Here is a 15,400-nt window from a genome sequence, read left to right as displayed (position 1 = left end):
TCATCGTGGCGACGGTTCCGGGCAAGCGCGGCAGCGGTGACCCGGAGCTGCGGGACCGCCTCTACGAGCTGCTCGAACGCGATGACCTGCCGCATTCCGGCGGCTCGCGCTTCGCCTGGTTCATCTCCGCCATCATCGCTATCGACGTGCTGGCGGCGATCCTGGCCTCCGTGCCCGAGATCGACGCCCGGTTCGGCGGGCTGCTGTCGACGATCGAGATCGCAGCCGTCATCGCCTTTGCGCTCGAATACGCCGCGCGGCTCTGGAGCGTGGTCGGCCACTCGCTGCGCGACATGACGCCATCGCGCGCGCGGCTGGAATACGCCTTCTCGACCCTCGGCGTGATCGATCTGCTGGCCTTCCTGCCGTCGGCAATCGCACTCGCGATCGGCGACAAGACCGCGCTGGTGCTGTTCGGCATGCTGCCGTTCCTCAAGCTGGTGCGCTATTCGCCGGCGCTGCGCTCGCTTCTGGCCGCGTTGCATGCCGAGCGGCGCACGCTGTTCGGCTGTGTCGTGATCCTGACCGGCGCGGTGCTTTTGTTTGCCTCGCTGCTCTATGCGATCGAGCACAAGGTGCAGCCGGACAAGTTCGGCACCATGCCGCAGGCGATGTGGTGGGCGATCGTGACGCTCGGCACCGTCGGCTATGGCGACGTCGTGCCGGTGACGCCGCTGGGGCGGATCGTCACCGTGTTCGCGATCGTGGTCGGCTTTGCGATGATCGCGTTGCCGGTCGCGATCATCTCGACCGCGTTCGCCGAGGAGGTGCGGCGCCGCGATTTCGTCGTGACCTGGGGCATGCTGGCGCGGGTGCCGCTGTTCGCGCAGCTCAATGCGGCCGAGATCGCCGACATCATGCGGCTGCTGCGGTCGCAGTCCATCGAGCCCGGCGAGGTCCTGGTACGGCGCGGCGATACGGCCTCATCGATGTATTTCATCACCGCGGGCGAGGTCGAGATCGATCTGCCGAGCCAGCGCGTGCGGCTGGCCGATGGCTCCTTCTTCGGCGAGATCGCGCTGCTGCGCCGGACCAAGCGGTCCGGCACCGTGACGGCGATGCGCAAGACCAGGTTGTTGGTGCTCGATGCGCTGGATTTCCACGCGCTGATCGAGCGCATGCCGGCGCTCGCCGCGCATGTCAAGGAGACCGCGGAGGCGCGGCTTGCCGACACCGTCGCGGCCGATAGCGGCGACGTGGCGCCGACCGAGATCGCGGCAGCCGTGCCGGCGGAGACCGACGGCGGCAACCGGGATTGATTGCTGCACGGCCGCGCTACAGCGCCAGCGCCACCATCTCGACGTCCGCTGCCTTGTTGACGTTGGATGACTGGCTTGAGAACACGGTGGTCCGGCGCGGGCTCGGCGGCGCCTCCGGCGGCTCCTGGCCGTCGCCGAGCATGGGCAGGCCAGGCCAGTCGCGCTCGAGGCTCTGCTGCGCCGACTCGTCGGGGATTGCGATCCGCAACTTGCCGCTCAGCTGTTCATAGGCGTCCTTCATGCGCTCGCGCGCTTCGACCTGCTCCAGATTTTCACGATCCGTCAGGACGGTGTTGTTGCGCAGGCTGAAGTTGAACACGTTCCTGGCGGTGACCGGCGCGGTAAAATAGTTGAGGGTGAACTCGATGCCGGCACGCAGGCCCGCCTCGATCATCTCCTTGAAGGTGCCACCGTTCGTCACCACGCGTTCCATCGCGCGCGTGACATAGGTCTTCCTGGAGGAGTCCATCGCCGAATGAAGGCTCGCGGTCTTGTAGGGGTCGGCGAAGAAGGCCTCGGCGCGGCTGGTCGGATGCTGCATCACCTTGTTCGCCGTCGCGAAGCCTGAAAACTTGGTCGGCAGCCGGATGTCGGACATCTGGTCCACCACATTGTTGATCAGCGCTTTTTGGTCGTCGGTCAGCGGCGAATCCGACTTGGTGAAGAAGCCGGCGAGGAATTCCCGCATGAACGAGGTCGAGACCAGTTCGTCATGCGCGGGCAGGGCATCGCGCCAGATCCGCGGAAAGTTGGAGCCGATCGGGTTGGCCGACTTGCTCTTCGCGGCCTGCGCGATCAGGTTCTTCATGACGTTGGTCCTGAGCTTCGCATTGCTCTTGTTGAAGCTCAGGCCGCTGAACGTAGCGAATTTCACCCGCGCCCGCAGTCCCAACTCCTTGGCCCGGCGGTTGAGCACGCTGTGCGACACCCTGGCGCCGCCGAGGACGTTTTTCTTCGGCTTCCTCAGCGCTGTCGCCGCCGCCCTGGCCCTCTTTCCGGCGCCGCTGGTCGCACTTTGAGAGCCGGGCGGCTGGCGCTTGAACCTGGCCGCGGCGGTCGGCTGGGCGGTCGACGACCCGTTAGGCATTGCCGATCGCCAGCGCGAACAGCGTATAGAGGTTGGACTGGTTCGGATTGACCGGTTCGACCGTGATCGTGATCGTGTTCAGCCCGATCACGAGATAATCGTGATAGTTGATCGACGAGAAATCGGCGTTTCGGAGCTCGATCGCGGTCACGTTGCTCTGGCCGCCTTGTCCTTCGGGCGAGTCGACGTAGACGACCGTGGTCGAGGTTCCGTTGGTGGTGACGGTCAGCTTGCAGGCGCCGCTCGACGCTCCGATCCAGTGCATCAGCAGCAACGAATACTCGTTGGTGTTGTCGAGGATCTTGAACTCGATCGTGAAGCTGGTGGCTTGCGCGAAGTTGCTGGTCATCGCCGGGTCGAATCCGGCGCCCGAGACCTTCAGATTGTTGGACGGCGAGACGATCTGGAATGGGCCGCCGTTCGCATTGGGCGGGAAGGTGAAGCGGTTCGCGGTGAAGCCGATTGCGGCGCCGTTCTTCGGTCCGGCGTCCGCGATCGGGTCCAGCGCATAGGTGCTCAGGGGCAGCGCCGGCGAGACGAATGTCGACTTCGATGCCGCCGACGCCGTCTGCAGGCTGGCCGACACCGCGCTTCCGTTCAGGGAATGGCTGGCGAGAAAGCACGACGTGTTGTGGCTGATGGTGATGCTCTCGGCTGCCGATATCCCGCTCGGAAATTCGATCAGCCAGCTCGCCCGCATCGTGAAATCGACCCCCATCAGCGAGAGCTGGCTTGGCGGCAGCACGATATAGTTCTGCGCGTCGTAATTGTCCTTCATCCGCCCCTGCACGAAGGACGGCAGATTGACGGTCGATGCGTTGGTCGATTGATTGTAGAGGATGACGTCCCACGGATAGGACTGGCCCCAGATCCAGTTGGCCGAGCCGGTGGTCTCGTTGATGAAGCCGTAGGAGCTCCAGTCCTTGACGCTCATGGTTTCGCCGCTCGAGGCATCGAACTGCCGTCCGGACCCGGCGTCCGAGCTGTCGGAGCTGTACTTGCCAGATCCCCACACGTTCTGGTTCTCGAGGGTGATGCCGCCGGTCAGCATGTCGCCGAAGAAGCCACCGGATACCGCCACGCCGAACGAGTTGGTCTGTGACGTGGAGGAGCCCGTGGTGTGCTGGTTCGACGTCGTCGTGTTTCCGCCGACATTGGAGTTGACCGATGTCGTGACCGAGGTGTTCAGCGTCCTCGGAAAGATCTCGCGCAGCATCAGCGTCGCGCCGTTGTTGGCGGCCAGCGTGACCGAGTTGAAGATCGCGGCGGGATAGTTCGAGTATCCGGTGCTGGAAGTCGGGCCGACCTGGTAGTTGTTTGCGTTCGGGATGATGACCCGATGCTTGCAGGTCAGGAGATACGCGAACTCGTTGCCGAGATTTCGGATGTCCTGATACCTGCGGATTTCGTATGTGATGATCGAGGTGCCGAACGAGCTGCCCGAGCCGCCGATCTGGAGCTTGGCGGTCTTGGCGTAGGTGTTGAGATCCCGTGGATTGAGCATGGTCGCTCTCCATTGAAGCGTTGCATCACGAGGCGCCGCGATCCTGCGCGGCGCCGGGGTTGATCATGGAACAGTGAAGACGTGCATCTTCGGACCGCTGCGCGGTTTGCCCGGTGCGCCCGCAGACCCGCAGCGTCCTGGTTTGCCGTCGAGGACGGGCGCGTCCGGGCGTGCGCATGCGCCGTGCGCTCCGCCGTGTCCGCCGGCGCCGGCGGGTCCGGCAGCGCCACCAGCTCCGCCTTCGCTGTCTTTGGAGCACAGCTCGAGGCACGCACGATGCGCCGCCGGGAGTTCGATAAAGATGTTGGAGGCGAGCCCGCCGTTGCCGCCGCGTCCGCCACTCCCGCCGCGTCCACCATCGCCGCCGCGCCCGCCATGTCCGCCGCGGCTCAATCCCTCGATGCCGTCGACGCCGTCGGCACCGCTGCCGCCGTCGCCGCCTTTGCCGCCCTGACCCCCGTCGCCGCCGGGGAAGCCCGCGCCGGCTTGCGCGAAGATGCGCAACTGCTCCGGACCGAATCCCGTCAGCGCACCGATCCTGACATCGGCGAGCATGGTCATGCCGCCATTCTCGCCGGCGGTGCCGTCGCTGCCGTCTCCGCCATCGCGGCCGGCCTCGCCGTCGCGATCGGGCGAAAATTCCTGCAGGCACGGACCGAACGGCGTCCCAACCACGGCAGTTGCACGGCTGCCGGCGCCGCTGGCGCCATCGGCGCCTGGCAGTCCCGGCCGCGCCGGTGCAGCGCGGAAGCGGCTGAACGCGGCGTGCGGGGTCGAAAGGATGCGGATGTCGAGCCCGTCATGGCCGTGCGGACCGCGGCCGGCCTCGCCGTCATGCAATACGATCTCGTCGCAGACGAGAATGAAAACGTTGCCGTGGATCTCGATGCGGGCGCCGGGAGCAACCGTCAGGCGATCGACGTGGACGTAGACATAGAGCTCTTCGCGCGCGCCGACGTCTTTCCAGGCGGTATGCCTGACGCTGAGATCCCAGGTTTGACCGCTCTCGATGCGCATGCTCGGCAGCCGCACGGCTTTGACATGCGCGGGCAGATGCCGAGCCTGGCCGAGGAAGTCGCGGGCGTGGATTTGCCCATCGGCGAAGACGTACTCCTCGCCGCGATCATGCATGCCGAGACCCAATCGCGCGCGGGCCCGATCATGGGCGCCGCCATAGAATGCCTGGCTTCGCGCGCGCCGCATGGCGGCATCTGCCGGGCCGAGCAATCGCCGCATATCGGGGAGGGTGGGGATCTCGACGAAATGCGTCCCCACGGTCCAGTCTTCGCCGGGCGCCGGGAGCGGCGCAGTTGCGCGCATGCGGAGGTCGATGCGTGGATCGGCGGCCAGGACCCGGTTTCGGAAGCCGCCTTCGAGGCCAACGGACATCAAGGGCGTCATCCTAGGTGTAGGTGGGGTTGTAGTTGCCGGGAGCGCCGCCGACAGTGCCGGCTTTCCCGGCGCTTCCAGCCGCGCCGCTGGAGCCGCTCGAGCCGCCCGCACCGTCGCTCTTGTGCTTGCCGCCCGATCCGGAGCCGCCGCCCCCGCCGGGTGCACCGCCGGCGCCGGCCTGGCCGCCTGCACCCGGAGGAGCGAGGTCCTGCGTCATCACCAGGAACGATTGGGCCGCTTGCGGGAAACTAATGTTGATCGGCAATCCGGGGGCGCCAGGGCCTCCTGGCCCGCCGTCGCCTCCCGCGCCTCCCGCGCCGCCTTGTCCGCCGTTGCCGCCGGACGTCCCTTCGCAACCGCTGCTGCACCCATCGCCGCCGTTGCCGCCTTGCTGCCCGGCGCCGCCTTGTCCGCCCGGACCACCCTGGCCGCCGGCGCCCGACTGCGTGTAGACCACGAAGCTCGTATTCTGCGAGAACCCTTTGACGGTGATGGTCGCCGGCAGCGAGGGCAATCCCTGGGCCCCGATCAGTCCGGTCCCTCCGGCGCCACCGGTGGCTCCGCCGCTTCCGGTACCGCCGCTGTCCGATCCGGTGCAGACGCCGGGCGACCCCTCGTTGCCCTTTCTGCCGGCCTGGGCCTGGCCCGGTGTCGTCGAACCGGTCGCGCCGGCGGTACCGGTGGCGCCCGCCACTCCCTTGATGCCGATATGATAAGGCAAGGAGCCGCCGCTATTGATCTGAAGAGTGTCCGCGCTCACCGTGATGACGGTGTTGAGGGTGGTGATCGAGCCGCCGTTGAAGATCAGCGTGCCGGCGTTGATCGCGACCGGTGCGCTGCTCGGTCCGAAGACCTCATCGGTGTTGATCGTAACGGTCGATCCCGAAACCGCGGTGACCCGCAGCGGGAAGATCGCGGTGGCGACCGCAACGTCGTTCATCGCGAGGCTGCCGAGGCCGAATACGTTGTTGATCAGCCGTGTCATCGATGCGCCGGGAAGCGAGCCGAACTGCAAGGTCCAGGGCAGGTGGCCGATCTGCTCCGAAAACTTGCCGCGCTGATCGAGCGTCAGGTCGTGCGCGAAGATCGCCTTGAATTTCTCGAGACTGTCGACGAGGACCGTGCTTCGGATCGTCTCGCCGTTCTTCAAACGGGTGACGTCGTGGCCGATGATTTGCGCGCGCTCCAGATAATCCATGGTCCTTGTTCCTTGTCTCGAGTGGGCGCGAACGATCGCTCCGCTCGGCCGGATCGGCTGAACGGTCCACTCCATTCACTGGCGCTACGCGCTGGCGAATTCTGTTGAGAGATTGGGAAGCGGGAGGAAGCTAAAATATCCGCTTCCGGCGAAACGAAATGAGATGCAACCTTAGAATGAACTATCTAAGGATTATTGCATAAGCTTCGGAAATTTCAAGTTGCATTTGCGTGATCGCAACAGATTCTCTTCTGCGTGCGATCAATTGCGCAGGAAGACGTAATCCGCCGAGTAGGGCGCGCTCTTCAGCTCACCTGATTTGTCGCAGGCGCCCGCGAGCTTGCCGCCCGAGGTGTTGATCCGCTGCACGGTGCTGACGGTGGACAGTACGCCTTCGCCACGACGAGAGATCACCGCGAGCTTCAACCAGGGGATGTCCGATGCGGTGGCGCCCGGCGCCTCGCCGGTGGTGCGCCCGGTCACCGCGCTGCCGTCGACGTCCTCCCAGTTCGGGCCGGCATAGTGCCGCCCGACCGTGCGGCCGCCTTCGATCAGGGTTGCGACCGGTTCGCGGAACGACCAGGCGAGGTTGCCGTCGGTCACGGCCTTGCACTCATAGACCTGCGCGCCCTCGGCATGGACGGTGAGCACCGTGGTCTCGCCCGACACCGCGATAGCGGCGGGCAGCGGTTCGGCGGCGTGGGCTGCCGACCCGGTCAGCAACAACAAAGCGAGCGTAACGCTCCTGAGAGGGGCCATGGCTACGCTCGCTCGCTGTTGTCTGTTGTCCCGAACAGGGCGGCCCTTAGGCCGCCATCGCCTTGGCGAGATTGTCGGAGACCTTGTCGAGGAATCCGGTGGTCGAGAGCCAGCGCTGGTCGGCCCCGACCAGAAGCGCGAGGTCCTTGGTCATGTAGCCGTCCTCGACGGTCGCGACGCAGACCTTCTCCAGGGTGGTGGCGAACTTCGCCAGCTCCGGATTGTTGTCAAGCTTGGCGCGATGGGCGAGGCCGCGGGTCCAGGCGAAGATCGACGCGATCGAGTTGGTCGAGGTCTCCTTGCCCTTCTGGTGCTCTCGGTAGTGGCGGGTCACCGTGCCATGGGCGGCTTCGGCCTCCACGGTCTTGCCGTCCGGGGTCAGCAGCACCGAGGTCATCAGGCCGAGCGAACCGTAGCCCTGCGCCACGGTGTCGGACTGCACGTCGCCGTCGTAGTTCTTGCAGGCCCAGACATAGCCGCCGGACCATTTCAGCGCCGAGGCCACCATGTCGTCGATCAGGCGGTGCTCGTAGGTCAGGCCCTTGGCGTCGAACTCCTTCTTGTATTCGCGGTCGAACACCTCCTGGAAGATGTCCTTGAAGCGGCCGTCATAGACCTTCAGAATCGTGTTCTTGGTCGAGAGATAGACCGGATAGTTGCGCATCAGGCCGTAGGCAAACGACGAGCGGGCGAAATCGACGATGGAGTCGTCGAGATTGTACATCTCCATCGCGACGCCGGCGCCGGGGGCCTTGAACACTTCCTTCTCGATCACGGTGCCGTCCTCGCCGACGAACTTCAGCGACAGCGTGCCCTTGCCCGGGAACTTGATGTCGGTGGCGCGATACTGGTCGCCATAGGCGTGGCGGCCGATGATGATCGGCTTGGTCCAGCCGGGAACCAGCCGCGGCACGTTCTTGCAGATGATCGGCTCGCGGAAGATGCAGCCGCCGAGGATGTTGCGGATGGTGCCGTTCGGCGACTTCCACATCTCCTTCAGGCCGAATTCCTTCACCCGGGCCTCATCGGGGGTGATGGTGGCGCATTTGACGCCGACGCCGACCTTCTTGATGGCGTGGGCGGCGTCGATGGTCACCTGGTCATTGGTCGCATCGCGGTATTCCATCCCGAGGTCGAAATAGAGCAGTTCGACATCCAGGAACGGGTTGATCAGCTTGTCCTTGATGTACTGCCAGATGATCCGGGTCATCTCGTCGCCATCGAGTTCGACGACGGGGTTGGACACCTTGATTTTTGCCATGACGGAGAGGCCCTCTTGGGAACAGCGCGCTTTTGACGGGCTAACGTGGAATAATCACCGCGCTATAGCACCGCCCGGGGGCGGGCGGAAGCGCACCGGTCATGCAGTTTCCGCCCATCTTTTCACCTAAAATGCCGCCTGTGTGGCCGTTCCGGCCACGATGTACCAGGTCACGAACAGGCCCGCGATCAGGGCGCCGGGCAGGCTCGATCCGGTCCGCCGCCAAGTGAAGGTCGCGATCACGGCGACGATCCCAAGCAGCGGCACGAACTGGATCGCGACGATGGTCGAGAGCGGCACGAAGCCGGGGTCGGGGATCGGGTTGAACAGTTTTCCGGTCAGCCACAGCGTGCCGTATTGCAGCACCAGCAACACGATGAAACCGAGCGTCAGCGCCAGGATATTGGTGAGATAAAGCGCGCCGCGCGGCGCCTCCATGGTCGAGAAATTCCGGTGCAGCACGTGCAGCGCCACGACGAAAAACGCCGTGAACGGAATCAGATAGATCAGGAAGATGAGGAATTGCTTCGCGCTCATCAACTTCAGCGCGATGATCCAGAACCTGAAGTCGATCTTGAAGGCGAAGTCGACGAGCCACAGCGCGGCATAGCCGACCGCGACCGAGGCCAGCGCGATCACGAGGGACTGGCCGACGAGGCCGGCCCGGCTGGCGCGCTTCGGTGCGAACCGCATCAGCGCCAGCGTGATCAGGCCGTTGATGATCGCCCAGACCAGGATCTGGTTGGTGATGCCCTGCGGCAGGAACGCGGACGGCGTCACGAACGTGCCGCCGAGCGCGAACGCCGGATAATAGGTCAGCGCCGGGATGAAGGCCGACAGGATGAAGGCCGCGGTCCACTTTCGGCCGGCCGCCGCCGCGTGCGGCGGCATGGTGCCGTCAGCGACCGCCGGCAGCCGCAGGCGCGAGAACATCGCCGCCTCCAGCAGTCCGTCGAAGGTGCCGATGACCAGCGCCACGAAGCCAACCAGCGCGACCAGGGTGCCGATTTCCTTGCGGAACCAGATCTGGTCGTCGACCGGGCGGGGCGTGCCACCCTTCAACGTCTTCGCGAACCAATCGAGGCTGTAGCCGATCGCCTCGGACGAGATGTGCTCGGCCGGATGGGTCATCGCCGGGGTGTACAGCACCCGCGCGGTGCCGGCGGCCGGATCGCCATAGACCTTGCCCGGTTCGATCGCAGCCTTGGCGCCGAACAGCGCCCAGAGTTTTTGGCTCGCCGTGACGTCGCGCGCGAGGTCGACGCCCCACATCAGGGTGGAGAACTCTTCATACTGGGCGAACACCAGCGCGACATTGTGCGGCCAACTCGGCGTGCCCTCGGCGGCGAACGGCTTGCCGGTCGACGATCCCTCCAGCACCATCGACTTGTAATCGTTCGGCTGAGCTGCGGCCGCCGCCAGCACGGTCCAGCCGCCCATCGAATGGCCCTCGAGCCCGATATTGTCCTTGTCGACGATCTCGAGGCTGCGGAGATAGGCGAGGCCATCGGGACCGCCGAACCCGTTGGCGAAGGCGGGCGGGTCGCTGTAGCCGTGGCCGGTCTGGTCGAGCGCCAGCACGACATAGCCGCGGCGGGCGAACTCGATGGCAAAGCCGTCCTGGGTCTCGCGCGAATTGATGTAGCCGTGGACCGCGAGGATGCCCGGTGCCGGGAGCTGCGGCGTCGCATTCGGCGGGATGTAGAGCAGGGCGCTCATGGTGTTGCCCTTGGCGCCCTTGAACCTGACATCCTCGATCCGGATGCCGCCGGCGGTCTGGGTGAAATGGGCGAGCAGCCCGCCTGCCACGATCAGCACCGCGCCCAGTATCGCCAGTGTCCACCTGCCCCGCATCGTCGTCTCCCCAGCTCGTTTCGCCGTTAAACCGGCGTCTGAAGCGTGCCTTTACAGCTTCGCTTTGGTTGTGGTTGATAGCCTATCCGAGGGCGAAGCGCGCGCAAGGAACAGTGCGAAGCGCGGCCCGATGCCAACGCGTCTGAGATTCCTATCGAGGATTCGCAAACGCCGCTAACCCTGTTATCTCCTTGGAGAAATTGCCTGTGGGCAAAACCGGCGCAGAGCCGGTCCCAGGCCGTTCGCATGAGACTTTGATTCAGCTGCCTCCGAAGTTGAATCAGAATCTTCAGATGTTGAATCAGAAAGTGAAGTGAGATGTCCGGCACCGACAAGACCAAGGCAGGGCACGACCTTGCTGGTCCCGTCGTCATCCTGGTCGAGCCGCAGCTTGGCGAGAACATCGGCATGGCCGCGCGCGCGATGGGAAACTTCGCGCTGACCCGCATGCGCATCGTCAACCCGCGTGACGGCTGGCCGAACGTCGCAGCGCAGCGCGCCGCCGCCGGCGCCGATCATATCATCGGTTCGGTCGAGCTGTTCGACACCGTCGAGCAGGCGATCGCCGACCTCACCCTGGTGTTCGCCACCACCGCTCGCGCCCATGACCAGGCCAAGCCGGTGGTCGGGCCGGAGGGGGCGGCAAGCGAGATCGTCCGCCATGTCGCATCCGGCGGCGGAGCCGGCATCCTGTTCGGGCGGGAGCGCTCCGGCCTGACCAACGAGGAGGTCGCGCTCGCCAACCGCATCATCACCTACCCGGTCAATCCTGGCTTCGCCTCCCTCAACCTGGCGCAGGCGGTGCTGTTGATGGGCTATGAGTGGTTCAAGCTGTCGACCGCGGGCGTGCTGCCGTTCGCGATGCCTGAAAGATCCGAGCCGGCCTCCCAGCACCAGATGCAGGCGTTCTTCGACAATCTGGTCGCCGAGCTCGACAAGGTCGAGTTCCTGAGGCCGGCCGAGAAGCGCGAGACCATGCTGGTCAATCTGCGCAACATCTTCACCCGGATGGACCCGACCAAGCAGGACATGCACACCCTCCATGGGGTGGTGATGGCGATCGCCGAGGGGCGCAAGGGCCCGGCCAAGGGTGGCGTGCTCGACGGCGCCCAGGCGACGAGGCTGCGGGCGCTGCTCGCCGAGCAGGGCCAGGGCGGCGCCACCGCCGACAACTCCAGCACGGTGCGCGGGCTCGCCCGATTGCTCCGTCGCAATCCGACCGACGCCGAGCGGATCCTGTGGCAGGCGCTGACCAAGGACCGCCGCTTCGCCGGCCAGTTCAAGCGCCAGACCCCGGTCGGCCGCCACATCCCCGATTTCGTCTCCTTCGTGCAGCGGATCGCGCTCGAACTGGTCAACGCAAACGAGAGCGACGCCATCGCCGCCGACCGCGCCAAGCGCCGCGCCTGGCTCGAGGCGCGGGAGTACCGGGTGATCGACGTGCAGGCGGTCGATGTCGAGCGTGACCTCGACGCCGAGCTGGCGCGGCTGGAGGCGGGGATGCAGCCGGGGCGGTAAGCCGCGGACGACGCTGGGGATGGTGGTGGATACAGCTTCCACTAACTCAGCGTCATCACCCGCGCATGCGGGTGATCCAGTATTCCAGAGGCCGCGGTGATTGAGCCGATGGGCCGCCGCGTACTGGGTCGCCCGATTGAATCGGGCGATGACAGCGGGGGTGGGGATGCAGCTTCGCCATCTCGCGACATGAATTGTCCGAGGCTTGCTCTTCGTTCCGCCCTCTCCACAAAGGCGACTTCGCGGCCTGCCAAGGCTTCAGGCTAACCGCTGCAATTCCGCGGACCCATTGGCCAGGGCCATGACGTCCGCGCGCCCCGCGGCGATCTCGGAGATGACGCGCCCGTCGGCGTCGAGGAGAACGGCGGACGGCGTTCCGGCCGCCGCGAACATCTGGCCGAACCGAAACTCGGGATCATGAACCACCTGCGAGCGCAGGCCCATCTCCCGGATCGCCGCGATTGTGCCCGAGGCGAACAGCAGCGCCCGGCGCGGCGCATCATCGCTGCTCGCCTCCCATTGCAGCACGTCACGCAGCATCTGCTGGCAGAAGCCGCAGGACGGATTCCAGAACAGAACCAGGGTCTGTTCCGGCGTTCTCAAGGCAACCTGCCGTCCGTCGATATCGCGGAGCTCGAGCTCGGGGGCGAACATGCCGCGCGTCAGAACGGGCAGCGCGTCTGCGCCAGCATCTGCGTTGCTCGCGACGTCGAATGGGCGATGCGCCGCCGACGCGCGGGCCACCAGCGCTGCGATGGCGTCGCCGCCGGCTGCGAGCGCGCTCGCCACCAGGCCGGTCGATCCGATCAGAACGGCACCGGGCGTTCCGAAGCAGAGATAGGCTTCCGCTACCTCGCGGTCCTGCTGGATCAGGACATGCTTGAGGCCGTGGGTCGTTGCCTTCGCCAGGTTGGCGTCCCGGCTGCCGCGGCTGATCACCGCGATCGTGAGCGTGGTCGCAAGATCACGCTGCCATGTTGCGATCGCCGGCATCAGCGCGTCGCAGGGGCCGCAATCGGGATCGGAAAACACCAGCAGCAGCGGTTTGCCCGCCGCGAGCAGCGACGGCAGGCTGACTCGTCCCTGATCCGTGCTTTCCAACTGGAAGAATGGCGCGGGGGTCGCCGGCGCAAGCCCTTGCGCAGCCGAGTCGGCTGCCGGCGCCGGGCTATCTTGCTGACCGAGCCGGGCTTCGAGCGCTTCGATCCGCGTCAGCAGCCGGCCGTTCTGCCGCGCAAGCTGGAACACGACGAGACTGACCAAAGCGAGCAGCAGGCCTGCGGCAATTGCCGCACCCGACTGCGCGGTGAGATCGGCGAGAGGTGCCCAATCCACCGCCTGTGCCCCATAGATGCGATCGGCGACGGCAACGCTTGCGGTGCATACCGCAAGCGTCGTCGTGCGTCGCCAGGTGCTCCATGTGATCGGCGCGGCGCGAAGTCGCCCGAAGCAATTGCAATCGGGTGTTCGTCCGGCCTTCAGGCTGTGCGCAATCGCAACGCTGAAGCTTGCCAGCAGCGCGGCGGCAGCAGCAGCCGCGAAAAAGGCGGTTGCACCCCAGAGCATGCCGGCGGCGACGACGATCTCGGTGATCGGCAGCGCGTATGCCAATGGCTTGATCGCCCATGGCGGCAGCGCGAAGGCAGCCAGGGTTTCGCGAAACGGCGCGAGGCGTCCGATCTTCGACAGGCCGGCCACCAGGAAGACCGCAGCGATCGCAACATTGGCACCCAGAAGAAACAACATGGCTTCATTCCTCTCGCCGAGCTCTTGATTCTTGACGCATTTTCTTCACGCGAACCGGTTTCCACTTCGCTCGAACACGCTCTCGCTACGTCACTTGATGACCTGTGGCGGACCGCAGACGAATTTTCCTGCGCCGGCCGAATTGCAGACCTGGCCCGGTTGACAGCAGACCCCGGGGCAGCATGCGACGTCGGGGGCGCAGCACAGGCTGGCGCCGGAACTCGGCAGACAGGGCACCTTCGCCGGCGGGCATGCGACGCATGTCTTCTTCGCGGGGTCTGAGCACCTTTGGCCGGACGGGCAGCAGACGCCGCCGCAACTGCGCTCTTTCGGGCAGCAACTGCCGTTGATGCAGACCTGGTTCTGATCGCAGCATTTGCCGGCGCAGAAGGTTGTCTCGAATGGGCAGCAGATTCCCTTCTTGGGATCGCCGCAGGTCGCAAGCTCATCGCAACAGACCTTGCCGCAAAGACTGGATTCGGCGCAGCACTTGCCGTTGTGATTGAGCTGGCCTTTCGGGCAGCAGAGGCCGTTCGAGCAGATCTGCGTCTTGCCGTCGCAGCATTTGTTGCCGCATTGAAGCTCGCCGGTCGGGCATCCGCACGAGCCATTCGGGGCGCAGGTCGCCACGTCCTTGCCGCAACACACATTGTTGCAGATCGCGCTTGGCGCTGAGCAGCACAGCCGCCCGTCCTTGTAGCTGAAGCAGGTATCGCCGGGGGCGCAGGTCGTGAACGAGCCGCAGGGAACGGGCAAGCACCCGTTGCCGGGAAGTTCGCACAGGCCCATGCAGATACTCCACTGCGCGATGGCTTCGGCTTCGCAGACCAGGCTGAGGAAGTAGCAGCTCCAGGAGAGGGCTGTGTCCTGGTACGTCGAATAGCAGCCATCCTGGCAGTTCTGACAGGACACCCAACTGACGCCCGCAGGCTCGTACCAGTCGGAGCCCGGGCCCGGGTTATTGGGGTCATGTGGGTGCAGGGTGCGCTCGGTTCGGCATGTCCCGGAGCCACGCTGGATTGCGCGGTTTTGCAGGCTCTGGAAGGCGGAGCGCAGAGTCGGTTCCAGAACCAGCGGCGGCGCATCGGTGCCATCGGCCTGGACCAAGCGTTTGTCGACTTTTCGAACCGTGCGTCCATCGAGCTGACCGGTGAACGCCTTGCCGTCGGTGCTCTTCAGTGCGATCGCCTTGGCACCCGTCACCCGCGGTCCATAGGACGCATTGGCCGTCACCGCGCCACCGCGCGCGGCCACGATGTCGAGCTTCGCAACCAACGCGCCACCTTCGAGCAGCGTCCCATGCATTTCCGCCGTCTTCTTGGCGCGGTCGTAACTCAGGGTGCGCTTGATGCTGAGGCCGCCCTCGGTCGCGACAAACTCCCGCGACATGACGTTGCCGGTGATTTTCCAGGCACAATCGTCAGCCGCTTGCGCGTGGGCCGGCTGGCTGAAGACGATCGGCCACGAGAGGTTGGCCGCTGACAGCCCGAGTATCTGCAGGAAGGAGCGGCGCGGCGTGATGCTGGCGCTCGAGAGAGCCTTGGTCAGATCGTCGAACCAGTGGGACATGGGCTGCCCTCTCAGTCGCTCGTTCATTTCACCGACGGTGGACGTCGATGAACCAACGGCACCATCCGCACGACCGTGCCTGGCTTCATCCACTACAGCGGATGCCAGCGAGAGACTTGCACCACGACGAATCAGAGTTGGACAAAAACGAAATCTCTGGCAGAATGATTGCTGTTTTTATACATTTCAACGTTGGGTAGTTCTTCGATTCATATTGAAACAATGTCTATTGGGGATGGAACTTGGGGAGTTC

The 15,400-nt window shown here is 65.3% G+C and carries 11 protein-coding genes; 2 read left to right on the top strand and 9 right to left on the bottom strand.

Annotated features, from left to right (window positions below; translation table 11 throughout):
* The first annotated feature begins 5 nt into the window (after positions 1–5).
* A complete protein-coding gene (locus IC762_RS23835) occupies positions 6–1,259 on the top strand; it encodes a cyclic nucleotide-gated ion channel (protein WP_195784646.1) in 1,254 nt (417 codons plus the stop codon).
* Between the two features lie 16 nt (positions 1,260–1,275).
* On the opposite strand, the gene IC762_RS23830 is transcribed toward IC762_RS23835, so the two are convergent.
* The 7 genes from IC762_RS23830 to IC762_RS23800 all read right to left on the bottom strand — a co-directional run bounded on the left by IC762_RS23830 (position 1,276) and on the right by IC762_RS23800 (position 10,314).
* Positions 1,276–2,346, bottom strand: a complete 1,071-nt coding sequence (locus IC762_RS23830; RefSeq protein ID WP_195784645.1) for a hypothetical protein — start codon at positions 2,344–2,346, stop codon at positions 1,276–1,278.
* Positions 2,339–3,850 (bottom strand): hypothetical protein, encoded by a 1,512-nt coding sequence (locus IC762_RS23825; protein ID WP_195784644.1) that lies wholly within the window; start codon positions 3,848–3,850, stop codon positions 2,339–2,341. The genes IC762_RS23830 and IC762_RS23825 overlap by 8 nt, the downstream gene beginning before the upstream one ends.
* 63 nt (positions 3,851–3,913) lie before the next feature.
* Positions 3,914–5,239: a hypothetical protein gene (locus tag IC762_RS23820; RefSeq protein WP_195784643.1), complete on the bottom strand. Its 1,326-nt coding sequence runs from the start codon at positions 5,237–5,239 to the stop codon at positions 3,914–3,916.
* A 13-nt stretch (positions 5,240–5,252) separates the two neighbouring features.
* On the bottom strand, positions 5,253–6,440 hold the full coding sequence (locus IC762_RS35615; RefSeq protein WP_195784642.1) for a hypothetical protein: 1,188 nt from the start codon (positions 6,438–6,440) through the stop codon (positions 5,253–5,255).
* A 261-nt stretch (positions 6,441–6,701) separates the two neighbouring features.
* The gene (locus tag IC762_RS23810) at positions 6,702–7,199 is read right to left on the bottom strand and encodes a DUF3455 domain-containing protein (protein WP_195784641.1); all 498 of its coding nucleotides are present in this window, start codon (positions 7,197–7,199) and stop codon (positions 6,702–6,704) included.
* Positions 7,200–7,245: 46 nt separating this feature from the next.
* Positions 7,246–8,460, bottom strand: coding sequence for an NADP-dependent isocitrate dehydrogenase (locus tag IC762_RS23805; protein WP_195784640.1), 1,215 nt, complete (start codon positions 8,458–8,460; stop codon positions 7,246–7,248).
* 126 nt (positions 8,461–8,586) lie between these two features.
* Positions 8,587–10,314: an alpha/beta hydrolase gene (locus IC762_RS23800; RefSeq protein ID WP_246801192.1), complete on the bottom strand. Its 1,728-nt coding sequence runs from the start codon at positions 10,312–10,314 to the stop codon at positions 8,587–8,589.
* A gap of 318 nt (positions 10,315–10,632) precedes the next feature.
* Here IC762_RS23800 and IC762_RS23795 point away from each other — a divergent pair, with 318 nt between their 5' ends.
* Entirely contained in the window at positions 10,633–11,832 is a 1,200-nt protein-coding gene (locus IC762_RS23795; protein ID WP_195784639.1) for a TrmJ/YjtD family RNA methyltransferase, read from the top strand.
* Positions 11,833–12,090: 258 nt separating this feature from the next.
* Here the strand turns inward: IC762_RS23795 and IC762_RS23790 are convergent, their stop codons facing one another.
* Positions 12,091–13,578 (bottom strand): MauE/DoxX family redox-associated membrane protein, encoded by a 1,488-nt coding sequence (locus IC762_RS23790; protein WP_195784638.1) that lies wholly within the window; start codon positions 13,576–13,578, stop codon positions 12,091–12,093.
* Positions 13,579–13,668: 90 nt separating this feature from the next.
* Positions 13,669–15,174 carry a hypothetical protein gene (locus IC762_RS23785; RefSeq protein ID WP_195784637.1) on the bottom strand — a complete coding sequence of 502 codons (1,506 nt, stop codon included), beginning with the start codon at positions 15,172–15,174 and terminating at the stop codon, positions 13,669–13,671.
* Between the last annotated feature and the right edge of the window lie 226 nt (positions 15,175–15,400).

It is taken from the genome of Bradyrhizobium genosp. L, assembly GCF_015624485.1.
Classification (GTDB): domain Bacteria; phylum Pseudomonadota; class Alphaproteobacteria; order Rhizobiales; family Xanthobacteraceae; genus Bradyrhizobium.
Note: the sequence above shows the minus strand (reverse complement) of the source record. Positions and strands in the feature narration are given on the sequence as shown.

What these genes read in the sequence shown, in the direction of transcription:
- IC762_RS23795 (WP_195784639.1), top strand. Translation starts at nt 10,633, where the DNA reads ATGTCCGGCACCGACAAGACCAAGGCAGGGCACGACCTTGCTGGTCCC.
- IC762_RS23805 (WP_195784640.1), bottom strand. Translation starts at nt 8,460, where the DNA reads ATGGCAAAAATCAAGGTGTCCAACCCCGTCGTCGAACTCGATGGCGAC.
- IC762_RS23825 (WP_195784644.1), bottom strand. Translation starts at nt 3,850, where the DNA reads ATGCTCAATCCACGGGATCTCAACACCTACGCCAAGACCGCCAAGCTC.
- IC762_RS35615 (WP_195784642.1), bottom strand. Translation starts at nt 6,440, where the DNA reads ATGGATTATCTGGAGCGCGCGCAAATCATCGGCCACGACGTCACCCGT.
- IC762_RS23810 (WP_195784641.1), bottom strand. Translation starts at nt 7,199, where the DNA reads ATGGCCCCTCTCAGGAGCGTTACGCTCGCTTTGTTGTTGCTGACCGGG.
- IC762_RS23790 (WP_195784638.1), bottom strand. Translation starts at nt 13,578, where the DNA reads ATGTTGTTTCTTCTGGGTGCCAATGTTGCGATCGCTGCGGTCTTCCTG.
- IC762_RS23785 (WP_195784637.1), bottom strand. Translation starts at nt 15,174, where the DNA reads ATGAACGAGCGACTGAGAGGGCAGCCCATGTCCCACTGGTTCGACGAT.
- IC762_RS23800 (WP_246801192.1), bottom strand. Translation starts at nt 10,314, where the DNA reads ATGCGGGGCAGGTGGACACTGGCGATACTGGGCGCGGTGCTGATCGTG.
- IC762_RS23820 (WP_195784643.1), bottom strand. Translation starts at nt 5,239, where the DNA reads ATGTCCGTTGGCCTCGAAGGCGGCTTCCGAAACCGGGTCCTGGCCGCC.
- IC762_RS23830 (WP_195784645.1), bottom strand. Translation starts at nt 2,346, where the DNA reads ATGCCTAACGGGTCGTCGACCGCCCAGCCGACCGCCGCGGCCAGGTTC.